The sequence below is a fragment of the Streptomyces sp. NPDC053755 genome (assembly GCF_040677675.1).
Taxonomy (GTDB): domain Bacteria; phylum Actinomycetota; class Actinomycetes; order Streptomycetales; family Streptomycetaceae; genus Streptomyces.
In genome coordinates, this window is record NZ_JBFASK010000012.1 from 51,992 (window position 1) to 65,248 (window position 13,257).

10 protein-coding genes are annotated in these 13,257 nt (G+C 71.3%); 4 read left to right on the forward strand and 6 right to left on the reverse strand.

Annotation, left to right across the window (positions count from 1 at the left end; genetic code table 11):
* A partial coding sequence (locus tag AB0K65_RS14470; protein WP_365716175.1) for a carbohydrate-binding domain-containing protein occupies nt 1-258 on the forward strand: 258 nt, incomplete at its 5' end.
* Between the two features lie 173 nt (nt 259-431).
* Here AB0K65_RS14470 and AB0K65_RS14475 read toward each other — a convergent pair.
* Nucleotides 432-2,198 (reverse strand): ABC transporter ATP-binding protein, encoded by a 1,767-nt coding sequence (locus tag AB0K65_RS14475; protein WP_365716177.1) that lies wholly within the window; start codon nt 2,196-2,198, stop codon nt 432-434.
* Nucleotides 2,199-2,472: 274 nt separating this feature from the next.
* Here AB0K65_RS14475 and AB0K65_RS14480 point away from each other — a divergent pair, with 274 nt between their 5' ends.
* On the forward strand, nt 2,473-3,525 hold the full coding sequence (locus AB0K65_RS14480) for a LacI family DNA-binding transcriptional regulator (protein ID WP_365716179.1): 1,053 nt from the start codon (nt 2,473-2,475) through the stop codon (nt 3,523-3,525).
* Nucleotides 3,526-3,599: 74 nt separating this feature from the next.
* On the opposite strand, the gene AB0K65_RS14485 is transcribed toward AB0K65_RS14480, so the two are convergent.
* The 3 genes from AB0K65_RS14485 to AB0K65_RS14495 form a co-directional block, all read right to left on the reverse strand.
* Nucleotides 3,600-4,469: a carbohydrate ABC transporter permease gene (locus AB0K65_RS14485; RefSeq protein WP_365716181.1), complete on the reverse strand. Its 870-nt coding sequence runs from the start codon at nt 4,467-4,469 to the stop codon at nt 3,600-3,602.
* Complete coding sequence (locus AB0K65_RS14490; RefSeq protein ID WP_365716183.1) at nt 4,466-5,464, reverse strand: sugar ABC transporter permease; 999 nt, start codon at nt 5,462-5,464, stop codon at nt 4,466-4,468. The genes AB0K65_RS14485 and AB0K65_RS14490 overlap by 4 nt, the downstream gene beginning before the upstream one ends.
* 80 nt (nt 5,465-5,544) lie before the next feature.
* Nucleotides 5,545-6,870, reverse strand: a complete 1,326-nt coding sequence (locus tag AB0K65_RS14495) for an ABC transporter substrate-binding protein (RefSeq protein WP_365716185.1) — start codon at nt 6,868-6,870, stop codon at nt 5,545-5,547.
* 279 nt (nt 6,871-7,149) lie between these two features.
* On the opposite strand from AB0K65_RS14495, the gene AB0K65_RS14500 reads away from it, so the two are divergent.
* On the forward strand, nt 7,150-9,549 hold the full coding sequence (locus AB0K65_RS14500; protein ID WP_365716187.1) for a glycoside hydrolase family 2 protein: 2,400 nt from the start codon (nt 7,150-7,152) through the stop codon (nt 9,547-9,549).
* On the forward strand, nt 9,546-10,577 hold the full coding sequence (locus AB0K65_RS14505; protein WP_365716190.1) for a LacI family DNA-binding transcriptional regulator: 1,032 nt from the start codon (nt 9,546-9,548) through the stop codon (nt 10,575-10,577). Before AB0K65_RS14500 ends, AB0K65_RS14505 begins: the two co-directional genes overlap by 4 nt.
* A gap of 68 nt (nt 10,578-10,645) precedes the next feature.
* Here the strand turns inward: AB0K65_RS14505 and AB0K65_RS14510 are convergent, their stop codons facing one another.
* Complete coding sequence (locus AB0K65_RS14510) at nt 10,646-11,626, reverse strand: acetylxylan esterase (protein WP_365716192.1); 981 nt, start codon at nt 11,624-11,626, stop codon at nt 10,646-10,648.
* A 331-nt stretch (nt 11,627-11,957) separates the two neighbouring features.
* Nucleotides 11,958-13,196, reverse strand: coding sequence for a mannose-6-phosphate isomerase, class I (manA, locus tag AB0K65_RS14515; protein ID WP_365716194.1), 1,239 nt, complete (start codon nt 13,194-13,196; stop codon nt 11,958-11,960).
* Nucleotides 13,197-13,257 lie beyond the last annotated feature (61 nt).

Below are 13,257 nucleotides of genomic sequence, written 5' to 3' on the forward strand. Positions count from 1 at the left end.
CCCAACGGCTACCCGTACTGCGTCCAGGGCAGCGCCTCCGACCCCGACGGCGACGGGTGGGGCTGGGAGAACAGCCGCTCCTGCGTCGTCCGCGGCAGCTCGGCGGACACGGGCTCCGGTGGAGGAAACACAGGCGGCACGGCGCCCAACGGCTACCCGTACTGCGTCCAGGGCAGCGCCTCCGACCCCGACGGCGACGGATGGGGCTGGGAGAACAACCGCTCCTGCGTCGTCCGCGGCAGCTCGGCCGATCGCTGATCCCGACGCGGCCCTCCCGCACGCGCGGGAGAGCCGCGTCGCCCTTCCGGCCCGTGCGGGCGGATGGGCGACGTCCTGGCGGGACGGCCACGGGCCGCGCCCTCCCGGCCTCCGGAGCCGGGTGAAGGGGACCCCATCCGCAGGCGGCCGCAGGACGCCTCCCGCTCCCCGAATCAGGCGAGTTGGGTCGCCTGCAGACGGGCGTAGGCCGCCCCCTTCGCCAAGAGTCCGGCGTGGGTACCGGTTTCCAGGACGCGGCCCTGGTCCAGTACGACGATCCGGTCCGCGTTCTTGACGGTCGAGAGCCGGTGCGCCACGACGAAGACCGTCCGGCCGGCCACCAGACGGGCCAACGCCTCCTGCACCGACGCCTCGGAGCGCGCGTCGAGCGCGGAGGTCGCCTCGTCCAGGACGAGGACGCGGGGGTCGCGTATCAACGCCCTCGCGATGGCGAGCCGCTGACGCTGCCCTCCGGAAAGCCGCGCTCCCCGTTCCCCCACGACGGTGTCGAGGCCGAGCGGGAGCGCGTCGACGAATGCGGTGGCGTTCGCGTTCCGCAGGGCGCGGCGGACGGTGTCCTCGTCGACGTGCGGCATTCCGTACGTGACGTTCTCCCGCACGCTTCCCTCGAAGAGGACCGACTCCTGGGGCACGACGGCCACGAAACGCCGGTAGGTCCGCAGGTCGAGCTCGCTCATGTCGCGTCCGTCCAGAAGAACGCGTCCGCTCGTCGCCCGGTGGAATCCGAGTACGAGGTTCAGGAGAGTCGATTTCCCGGCCCCGGATCCGCCGACGATCGCCACGGTCCGGCCCGCCGGAACCACCAGGTCGATGCCGCTCAGCGCGGGGCCGTCCTCCCGCTCGTACGACAGGCTGGCGTTCTCGAACCGGAACTCGCCCACCACCTCGTCCACGTCGACCTTGCCGTCGTTCTCCTCGAGGTCGGGGGCCTGGAGGATCTCTCCGACGGACTTCAGCGATTCCACGGACTTGCCGACGACCGGCGCCAGCGTCAGCAGGCTGGTCACCGCGCCCGTAAGCGTGGAGAAGTAGGCGCTGAGCATGACGACTTCGCCGGGGGTGACCGACGTCCACCCGTGGTACGCGACCAGCGCCGCGCCTGTGAGGCAGCCCATTCCGAGGCCGTTGAAGACGACCCACGAGAGCGAGCCGAAGCGGGCGTTGAGCAGGTCGAGCCGGGAGCCCTCGGCCAGGACGGCGTCCAGGTCCCGTCCGACGCGCCCCAGGGCGGTGCGCTCCAGGCCGTGGGCGCGGGTGATCGGGATGAGGGTGGTCATGTCGCTGACGCTGGCCGACATCTGTTCGACGGACCGCCGGTAGGAGGCGTTGCCCTCCCCTAGGCGGGACCTCAGCGCTGCGATGAGGAGCACGGAGACCGGGACGAGGACGAGGAAGACCGGCAGGAACACCGGGGTCACGACGGCGATGACGCCGAGCCCGCCGACGAGTGTCGCCACGGCCGTCAGACCGTTGTCGGCGGTCTGCTGGAGGCCGCTCTCGACGGTCTCCACGTCCCTCACCACCTTGGTGTGGAGCACCGAGGAGTTGGTTCGGCTGTGGAATCCGATGGAGAGCTGCTGCATGCGGTGGACCAGGGCGGTCCGCAGGTCGCGTCCGGTGCGGCGGATCGCTCCGTGCATCCACCGCACGTACACGAGGTGCAGGGGCGGGTTGAGGAGGAGCACGGAGAACATGACGGCGCAGTTCCACCACAGCTCCACGAGGGGGCGGTGTTCGACGACGACGTCGATGACGTTCGCCGTCACCGGAGGCAGCAGCCATACGGGCGCGTGCTTCGCGAAGAAGACCGCGACGGCGCCGGCGATACGCAGCCGGTCGGGGTGGAGGAGATAGGCGAAGGTGCGGAGGGGGTGTTCTCCGCGGTAGCGGTGGTCCAGCGGGTTCTCGGGCATGGACATGATCGACTCTTCCTCATCGTGTCCTGCGTTAACCGGTTCACTGCGCGGCGCCCGGGCACCGTAGCCGAGCCGGACCGTGGCCGGCAACGCACCATCGGCCAGGCCGACTTGTGGTCCGCTCCGCCTCCCCGGCCTCCCGCCCGGCCGAGACGGAAGCGCGCCCGAGGCGCTCCTCGGACACCGCGGGGCGCCCGCCCGCACGGCTTCTCGTGGCGCCGCGGACGGGCGGTAAGGTCTACACCGCCGAGGAACCGGAAAAGGACAGAGGTGGCGCGTGAAGCGACCGACCATGGCGGACATCGCACGCCGCGCCGGCGTGTCCAAGGTGGCGGTCTCGTATGCGCTGAACGACCAGCCGGGAGTGTCCGACGCGACGCGCGCGGCGGTCAAGAGCATCGCCGCGGAGTTGGGGTGGCGCCCCAGCAGCGCCGCTCGCGCCCTGACCGGCGGCCGGGCGCAGGCGGTGGGTCTCGCGGTGCGTCGCCCCGCACGGACGCTCGGCGTGGAGCCGTTCTTCATGGAGTTCATCAGCGGTGTGGAGAGCGCCCTCTCGGAACGGTCCTACGCGCTGATGCTTCAGATGGTCGGCTCGCAGGACGGCGAGATCGAGGTGTGCCGGCGCTGGTGGGGCGAGCGGAGGGTCGACGGCGTCTTCCTGATGGACCTCCTGGGCGAGGACGCGCGTGTGCCGGCGATCGAGGCCCTCGGCCTGCCGGCCGTGGTCGTCGGGCCGCCCGAGGCGGCCGGCTCGCTGCCGGCGGTCTGGTCGGACGACGGCGCGAGCGTCCACGAGATCGTGCGCTATCTCGCGGTGCTCGGCCACCGGCGCATCGCCCGGGTGGCGGGCCCGGCCGAGCTGTCCCACACGAGGATCCGTGACGCGGCGCTGCGCGCCGCCTGCCGGGAGGCCGGGATTCCCGAGGCGGGCGTGGTCCACACCGACTACACCGGTGAGGCCGGGGCCCGTGCCACCCGGGCGCTGCTGATCGCGCCGGAGCGGCCGACCGCCATCGTCTTCGACAACGACATCATGGCCGTGGCCGCGCTGTCGGTGGCGCAGGAGCTGGGTCTGTCCATCCCCGCCGATCTGTCCCTCGTCGCGTGGGACGAGTCTCCGCTGACGCAGGTGGTCCGGCCCGTGCTGTCGGCCGTGACACGGGACATCCCGGCCTACGGCGCGCGGGCGGCGAACGCGCTGCTCGCCCTCATCGCCGGCGAGACGGTCGGCCACATCCGCGAGGGCTATGCGCACTTCGCCCCCCGAGGCAGCACGTGTCCGCCGCCGGGCGGGCAGGCGGAGGCGCTCCAGGGCGCCTCCCCGACGTAGCGCGTCAACCGTAGGCAGGGGTTTTCGCATCCTTTCCCCACCCGGCCCGCCCGCCCCGGAGGACGGCTGTCGCCCTATTTGGTGGCTCCCTGGGAGAAGCCGTTGTAGATCCAGCGCTGGAGCAGCAGGAAGATGACGAGCGTCGGCAGGATGACGAGGATGGCTCCGGCCGAGATGGCCTCCCAGTGCGCCCCGAACGGCCCCTTGAAGCGGAACAGCGCGGTGGAGATCGTCCCGAGATCCTCGGAGTGCATGTAGAGGAACGGGATGTAGAAGTCGTTGTAGGTGGTGATGCCCTTGATGATGACGACGGTGGCGATCGCCGGCTTGAGCAGCGGGAAGATGATCTTCCGGTAGATCGTGAAGGCGTGGGCGCCGTCGAGCCGGGCCGCCTCGTCGAGCGAGACCGGGATGCCCCGGATGAACTGCAGGAAGATGTACACGGAGACGATGTCCGTGCCCATGTACAGCAGGATCGGGGCCCATCGGGTGTCCACCAGGCCGAAGCTGTTGATGACCTGGAAGGTGGCGACCTGGGTGGTGACCGCGGGGACCAGGGTGGCGACCAGGAAGAGCGCCATGACCGGCCTCTTGGCCCGGAAGTCGAAGCGGTCGATGGCGTAGGCCGTCATCGAGCCGATGACCACGGTGCCGCCGATGGAGAAGACGAGGATGAACGCGGTGTTCCAGAAGGCCGTGAGCATGTTGCCGTCGGTGAACGCCGTGACGTAGTTGTCGAGGTTCAGCCAGTCGCCGGGCAGCGACAGCGCGCCGCCGTCGTTGACCTCCTGCGACGTCTTGAGCGACGTGAGGAGGACGACGGCCAGCGGCAGCAGGACCACGGCGCTCGCCGCGAGCAGCGACAGGTACGTCAGCACGGTGCCGACGGGCGGACGGCGGGAGGGCCGGTGGCGGGCCGGGGCCGCGGTGAGGTCGGGGGTCATACGAGGTCCACCTTGTCGTCGGGCACGAGGCGGCGCTGGATCCAGGTGACCAGGAGGATGATCAGGAGCAGCACCACGGCGGCGGCCGAGGCCAGGCCGGTCTTGTTGAACTGGAACGCGAGCTTGACCGTCTGGATGACGAAGGTCGAGGTGCCGGTCGCGCCGCCGGTCATGATGTAGGGGATCTCGAACACGGACAGGGATCCGGAGATCGCCAGGATGATGCTGAGGCTCAGGACGGGCTTGATGCTCGGGGCGATGATGTGGCGGAACTGCTGCCACTTGCCGGCACCGTCCAGCTGGGCCGCCTCGTAGAGCTCGCCCGGGATGGACTGGATGGCGCCGAGGAAGAGGACGAAGGTCAGGCCGGTGAAGCGCCAGACGGAGACCCCGGCGAGGGAGACGTTCGCCGACGTCGGGTCTCCGAGCCAGGGGTGGTCGGTGGTGACGCCCAGCCAGGACAGGACGGAGTCGAGAGTGCCGCCGTCCTGGAAGAAGTAGAGGAAGACGAATCCGATGGCGACGCCGTTGATGAGGTAGGGGAAGAAGAGGATCCCCTTGAAGAAGTTCCGGAACCTGAGGTCGAAGCTCAGGACGGTGGCGAAGTAGAGCGCGACGGCGATCTGCACGACGGAGGCGGCGAGGTAGTAGCCGCTGACGAAGAAGACGCGGAAGAGTTCGGGGCGGGTGAAGATCTGTACGTAGTTGTCGAAGCCGACGACTTCCCGGTCCGGGCTCACTCCGTCCCAGTCGGTGAAGCTGTACGAGACCATGCTCGCCACGGGAATGTAGGTGAACGTGATCAGCAGCGCGAGCGGCGCCGCCAGGAAGAACCAGGGGGTGAGCCGGCGCAGCGGGGAGTGCCGCCAGGAGCGCGGCGTGGCGCCTCCCGGGGCCCCGCGCTCGGCGGGCCGGCTCCTCCCCCGCGGGGAGCCGGCGGGGGATCGCCTCTTCACGGCGGCCCCCCGGGGGACGGTGTCGGTTGTCTCGGTCATGTCGGCCTTTCGTGTCCGCGACTGCGGGGTCCAGGGGCCCCGGCCGGTGTCGTACGGCCGGGGCCCGCTCCGCCGGTCGGTCAGGAACCGGCGGTCTTCGCCGCCTCGTCCCACCTCTTGTCGAGTTCGGCGAAGAGGTCCTCGAGGCTGCCCTTCTGGGCCCCGCGGGCGGTGTCGACCAGCCGCTGCCGGTAGTCGGGCTTGGTGAGGCCGATCTCGGCCGCCTCGTCGATGTCGTTGACCGTGGCGGTCTTCGCCTCGGAACGATCGACCAGTATGACATCGTTGTCAACGAAGTCCTTGAGGGTCGTCGGCATCGCCGCGGCCTTGACCGCGGAGACGACGCCCTCCTTCTCGGAGTAGCCGGACTTCTCGGTGAACCAGTCGATCCAGGCGCGTGCCGCGGGCTTGTTCTCGGAGTAGATGCTGACGGCCTGCTGGTAGTCGGAGGTCACGGTGGAGCAGAACACGCCGTTCTTCTGGGTCGGGAAGGGCATGAAGCCGATGTCCTCGGGAGAGACGCCCTCGTCCTTGGCCGCCCTCTGCATCTGCGCGATGGACCAGGAGCCCAGCATCATCGTGCCGATCTCGCCCTCGGCGAGCAGGGCCTTGGAGGTCTCCCAGTTCGTGGTGGTGGGGTCCTTCTCCGAAAGTCCCTGCTTCACGATGTCGTGGAGCAGGGTGTCGATCGTCCGGAGTTCACTGCCGGCCTTCCAGGGAGAGACCGGGCCGGCCAGCGCGTTGCTCGCCTGCGCGTCGCAGCTGACGGCGCCGTGGTTGGCGCTCCACTGGACGAGCGGCCAGCCGTCCTTGAAGTTCGTGTAGTACGGGATGGCGCCCGTCTTGTCCTTGATCGCCTTCAGGGCGGCGGTGAACTCCTGCGGGGTCTTCGGCCACTCGGTGACGCCGGCCTTCTTCCACAGGGCCTTGTTGTAGACGAAGCCGTTGGCGGTGCCGAACTGCGCGATGCCGTAGGACTTGCCCTCCACCTCGGTCTTGTCCGCGAAGCGGTACTTCTTCCCCAGCTCGGCGGAGGTCCCGAGCGAGGCGAAGAACTTCGGGTAGTCGTTCTTGGCCACGGCCCCGGGGATCCCGAGCACGTCGCCGTAGGACTTCGCGTTGAGGCGGATCTTCACCTCCCCCTCGTAGTCGGTGATGCCCTCGAACTTCACCTTCACCTTGGGGTAGACCCGGTTGAACTCGGCGGCATACGCCTTCATGGCGCCGTTCTGGACGAGGTCGGTCCGGTGCGTGAGGACCTTGATCTCGCCCGAGACCTCCTTCGGGTCGGCGGGAGGGGTGGCCGTCTGGCCCGTGACGGCGCCCCCTCCCCCGCCACATCCGGCCACGGCCAGCATCGCGGCGGACAGGAACACGCCCGTGAGCGCCATCGACTTCTTCCCCATTGCCCAACTCCTTCAGGGTTACGGCTCAGGTCTGCGGTGGGATGACGGAACTATGTCAGGCGGACGTGAACCGGTAAAGTGCAGATTTCCCGCGCGATACTCAATCGTTACCGTGACCGCCGGAAAGTCCCAGGACGACCCGGATCCCGCGCAATGGCGACGACCATCCGCGAGCGGCGGTCTGCTTTACCGGTTCATGGACAGCCACCTCGCGGTGCGGATAGTTTGTCGCCTCGTATCCGCACCCCGCCCCCTGCCAGGCGATTGGAGCCGCACATCATGAAGGACGTCACCCAGCTGACCGAGGGTTGGAGACTGCGCCACGAGGACGCGCTGCTCCCAGCCGCCGTCCCCGGCTGCGTCCACACCGATCTGCTCGCCGCGCAGGTCATACCCGACCCGTTCATCGGCCACAACGAGACGGAGATCGCCTGGGTCGGCCGCCGGGGCTGGTCGTACGTCACGGAGCTGAACCCCGCGGGCGGGCACGAGCGCGCCGAGCTGGTCTTCGAGGGTCTGGACACCGCCGCGGAGGTGGTGCTCGCCGGCGAGAGCCTCGGCACGACGCGCAACATGCACCGCGTCCACCGCTTCGACGTCACCGGCCGCTCGGGCCCGCTGGAGGTCAGGTTCGCCTCCGCCTACGAGGAGGCGGACCGCGTCCGGACCCTGACCGGAGAGCGGCCGAACGTCTACCCCGAGCCCTTCCAGTACATCCGCAAGATGGCTTCGAGCTTCGGCTGGGACTGGGGCCCGACCGTCGTGACGGCGGGCATGTGGCGCCCGGTCCGCCTGGAGCGCTGGTCCACCGCCCGGTTCGCCCAGGTCCGCCCGCTGGTCACCGTCGAGGGGAGGACAGGCCGGATCGAGCTGCGGGTCCGCGTCGCCCGTACCGAGAGCGGCGCCGGCCGCGCGCTCACCCTCCGCGCCGGCGTCCGGGGGGTGGAGGGCGAGGTCTCCTTCGAAGGCGACGAGGCGGCCTTGCGCCTGGAGGTCCCCGAGCCGGAGCTGTGGTGGCCGCGCGGCCACGGAGAGCAGCCCCTGTACGGACTCGACGTCGCCCTCCTCGACGAGGAAGGCCGTCCGCTCGACACCTGGGAGGGCCGCATCGGCTTCCGGACCGTCGAGATCGACCGCTCCGCGGACGAGCACGGCACCGGTTTCACCTTCGTCGTCAACGGCGTGCGGATCTTCGCCCGCGGGGTCAACTGGATCCCCGACGACGTCCTGCCGTCCCGCGTGACACCCGAGCGCTACCGGTCCCGGCTGACCCAGGCAGCCGAGGCCAACGTCGACCTGGTGCGCATCTGGGGCGGTGGCATCTACGAGGACGACGCCTTCTACGACGTCTGCGACGAGCTCGGGCTCATGGTGTGGCAGGACTTCCTCTTCGCCTGCGCGGCCTACCCGGAGGAGCAGCCGCTGCGCGGCGAGATCGAGGCAGAAGCGCGTGACAACGTTGTCCGCCTGATGCCGCACGCCAGCCTGGTCCTGTGGAACGGGAACAACGAGAACCTCTGGGGCTTCCGCGACTGGGAGTGGGAGCCGGCCCTCGCGGGCGACTCGTGGGGGGAGGGGTACTACCTCGGCCTGCTCCCCCGCATCGTCGCCGAACTCGACCCGACCCGGCCCTACACCGCGGGCAGCCCCTGGTCCGGCTCCTGGGACCACCACCCCAACGACCCCGCCCACGGCACCCACCACTCCTGGGAGGTGTGGAACCGTCAGGACTTCGCCGACTACCGGGCGGACGTGCCGCGCTTCGTCGCCGAATTCGGCTGGCAGGCGCCCCCCGCCCTCGCGACGCTGCGGCGCGCCCTGCCCGGCGAGGACCTCGCCCCCGACTCCCCCGGCATGCTGCACCACCAGAAGGCGGAGGACGGCAACGGCAAGTTGAACCGGGGGATCGGGCGCCACTTCGAGCTGCCGGAGGGCGACTTCGACCGCTGGCACTACCTGGCCCAGGTCGTCCAGGCCCGCGCCGTCGCGGCCGGCATCGAGCACTGGCGGGCCAACTGGCCGGTGTGCGCCGGCACCGTCGTGTGGCAGCTCAACGACTGCTGGCCGGTGAGCTCGTGGGCCGCGATCGACGGCGACGGGCACCTCAAGCCGCTCTACCACGAGCTGCGCCGCGTCTACGCGGACCGTCTGCTGACCTTCGTACCCGGCGAGGACGGGCCGGTGCTCGTGGTCGACAACCAGTCCGCCACCCCGTGGCGGACGGCCCTCACCCTGCGGCGCACCGGAGCGGACGGCACCGTCCTGCGCCAGGCCGTCGTGGAGGTCGAGGCGGGCCCGCGCTCGGTCGCCAGGCCGACGCTGCCGGCCGAGGTGCTGCCCCCGCCGGGATCGGCCAAGGAGTTCCTCGTCGCCGACGCCGACGGACTGCGCGCGGTCCACTTCCCCGTCCCCGACAAGGAGTTCGCCTACCCGGCCGCCGCGTACGACGTCCGCCTCGAAACCCTTTCCGGGAGCGACACCGTGGACGTGGTGGTCACGGCCCGGACCCTGGTGCGCGACCTCCTCCTGCAACCCGACCGGCTCGCCCCCGGCGCCCGCGCGGACCGCGGCCTGCTCACCCTGCTCCCTGGCGAAGAGGCGCGGATCGTGGTCAGCGGCTGGAGCGGAACCGACGTGGCAGCCGTACGGGACGCGTTGTTCAGCGTGGAACCGGCGTGACCGCCCCAGCCGCTCGCGTCACCATCAACGACGTCGCCGCACGGGCCGGGGTGTCGAAGAGCGCCGTCTCCATGGCGTTCAACAACCGCCCCGGAGTGTCGCGGGCGACACGCGAGCGCATCTTCGACATCGCCCGGGAGCTGGGCTGGACCCCGCACCAGTCCGCCCGGAGCCTGTCGAACCGGCGCACGGGCATCGTGGGCCTGGCGATCTGCCGCCCGGCCCGCATGCTCGGCCTCGAACCCTTCTACATGGAGTTCATCTCCGGCATCGAGGACGTGCTGGCGGAGCGCTCGTGCTCGCTGCTCCTGCGGCTGGTGCGGGATCTGGACGAGGAGGCGGCCCTCTACGAGGAGTGGTGGCGGGGCCGGACGATCGGCGGGGCCATCCTGGTCGACTTCCACCGCGACGACCCGCGCATCGCGCCGCTGCGGGCCCTGGGCATGCCGGCCGTCGCGGTGGGGCACCCGTCGCTCACCGGAGGCTTCCCCTCCGTGTGGACGGACGACGCGTCCGCGGCCGCGGACGCGGTGCGCTATCTGGCGGCGCTCGGCCACCGGCGCATCGCACGCGTCGGCGGCCCCGCGGGCCTCGGGCACAGCGGCATCCGAGCCGCCGCGTTCGAAGCCACCATGGCCGAACTCGGCCTGAGCGACTGCCGTCAGGTCGCGACCGGCTTCGTGGGAGAGGAGGGGGCCAGGGCGACGAGGAGCCTGCTCCTGTCCCGCGACCGCCCGACGGCGATCGTGTACGACAACGACATCATGGCCGTGGCGGGGGCGGCGGTGGCCTCGGAGATGGGGCTTGTGGTGCCGGACGACGTGTCGCTGCTCGCCTGGGACGACTCGCAGTTGTGCCGGCTCACGCACCCGCCCCTGTCGGCCATGAGCCATGACGTGCACCAGTTCGGCGAGGCGGTCGCGCGCGCGCTGTTCGAGGTGATCCAGGGCACCTACGACGGGAACCACCAGGTGCCGACGCCGGCTCTGGCACCGCGTGGTTCCACGGGGCCGCCACGGCGCGCATGACACCCGGAAACGGCGAAGGGGCTGTACCTCCACGGGGTACAGCCCCTGTCGGTTCCGGCCCCGCCCCTCTACCGCTCCGCGGGGGCGAGCCCGTGCCGACGCAGCCAGCGCAGCTGCTCGACGGCCGTCGCTCCCTTGCCGCCGGCGTGGTCGGCGAAGTGCCACTCCCTGATGTCCTTCTCCCCCGCGTAGTTCCGGTACGCCGCCAGGACGGTGGAGGGGGGACAGACCGGGTCCATGAGGCCGGCGCTGAACAGGGCGGGCGCCGTCGCCCGACGGGCGAAGTGCGCGCCGTCGAAGTGGGCCAGGGTGGCGAAGGCCCGCTCGGCCTCGTAGGGGGCGTGGTGACGCAGATAGGCGACGAGCTCGGTGTAGGGCCCGTCGGTCGCGGTCTCGGCGCCGCGCCGGATGTGACACAGGAAGGGCACGTCGGGAAGGGCGGCGGCGACACGGTCGCCGGCGAGCCCCGCCACGGCGAGGGCAAGACCGCCTCCCTGACTGGCGCCCTGCACCACGATCCGGTCGCCGTCCACGTGAGGGATCGCGCGCGCGGCGTCGACGGCGCGCACGCAGTCGGTGATCAGGCGACGGTAGTAGTGGGCGTCCGGGTCCTCGATGCCCCTGGTCATGAAGCCGTGCACCCACTGGGTTCCCGCGTCCGGATGCGGGTCCGGGGTGTCGTGGCCCTGGCCCCGGCTGTCGACGACGAGGTGGGCGTAGCCGGCGGAGGCGTAGAGGAGATGGTCCGTCACCAGCCCCCGCCCGCCGCTGTAGCCGAGGTACGTGATCACCGTCGGCAGGGGCCCCTCGGCCTCCGAGGGCACGATGAACCATGCGGCGACGGGATGGCCCGCCCAGCCGGGGAACCGTACGTCGTAGGCGTCGAGGGTCTTCAGGAGGGAGTCGCGCACGGGGCGGAGTTCCGGAGCGCCGCCCGCCTGTCGGGCTGTGCGCAGGGTCCCCTCCCAGAAGGCGTCGAAGCCGTCCGGTTCGACGGGGGGCCTGTCCAGGGTGGCCGGGTGGTCGGGGGGCAGATCGGCGTACGGCAAGAGAGGTTCCTCCAGTTCGCGTCCGCCCGCCCGGGGACGCTCGGCCCCGGGCGGGCGGGAGTGCGGTGATGCCTGACACGGGTGGCGTGGCTCCCGGGTCCTGACGAGGCCGCGGGAGCAAGCGGGACGTGCCCGTCGGAGGATCACTCCCGCTGCCGCGACTGCCGGGACCGCCGCGACGGGTTCCGTTCGTCGCTGGGTGACGCTGTCGGAGTGGGAAAGGCGATAGGCGATCGCAGGGGATGGCGCGCGCATTCCTCGGCGGTCGCCCCGACGGACATCGAGATCACAGGGGGCGCACGCCCCGGACAAGAGGCGAGCACGGAACCGCTTAAGCGCGGTCGGCGGTTCGGCTGTCCGCGTACGTTCGGTCCTGCTTCCCGGCGCCGCCCATGCCCACGGTGGCCCGGAAGACCGTCCCCGCGCCGGTGAGCGAGACCTCGGACGCGGCGGGGACGTAGACGGAGCGACCGGGCCCGATGCGCACGGCGCCAGAAGCCGCGGTCACCTCTGCCTCGCCGTCGACGCAGAGGAGGATCTGCGGAGCGCCGGCCGGGAGCCGCCGGGCCGGCTGGTCCGGTCGCAGCCGGAACCGCGACAGGCGGAAGTCGTCGACGGGGGCCGGGTAGGCCTCCTCGCCGTCCTCCTCGCGGGGCGTGAGCACGCGGGTGGGCATCGCCGTGAACCGTACGACCTTGACGAGTTCGGCCGCGTCGACGTGTTTGGACGTCAGCCCGCACCGCAGGACGTTGTCGGAGCTCGCCATGATCTCCACCCCCAGGCCGGAGAGGTACGCGTGCGGGATCCCGGCACCCAGGAAGAGGGCCTCACCGGGCTCCAGCACGATGTGGCGCAGCATCAGGGCGGGCAGCAGGCCCGGGTCGCCCGGGTGGGCGCGGGCGACGCCCGCGTAGGCGACGAAGTCCGCCTGGTACGGGCCGCCGCGGCCGGCCGCCGCCTCGACGGCCCGGGTGACGGCGTCGACGAGACCGGCGGGAGGGGCCAGGAAGGCCGTGAAGACCTCGGCGAGAGCCCGCGCCTCGGGCAGCGCGCGCAGCGTCGAGGCGTGGGGGTCCAGTGCGGGTACGCGGAGGGTGTCGAGCAGGTCGGCGCACTGCCGTGGCGCCCTGAAGCCGCACAGCCCCTGGAACCGGTCCAGGGCCACGAACATCTCGGGTTTGTGGTGGGCGTCCCGGTAGTTGCGGTGGGGGGCGGTCAGGGGGACGCCGAGGGCGTCCTCGAGTGCGAATCCGGCGCGGGCCTGCGCGAGGTCGGGATGGACCTGGACGGAGAGGGGCGCGTCGGCGGCCAGCAGTTTGAGCAGGAACGGCAGCCGGGGCCCGAACCGGCGCAGGGTGTCCGCCCCCAGCTCCGCGAGCGGGTCCGCGGCGATGACCTGGTCCAGGGGCAGCGGTTCGCGGGCGCGGGGGACCCGGGACGGCGCGGCGGGGTGGGCTCCCATCCACAGTTCGGCCTGGGGGTGCCCGCTGGGTGCGGTGCCCATCAGGCGCGGCAGGGCGGTGACCGAGCCCCAGTCGTAGGACTGGACGGTGTTGAGCAGCAGATCCACGATGACTTCCTGGGATGGGGGAGGCGAGGGGGCGGCGCGAGGACGCCGGAGGAGGAAGGCG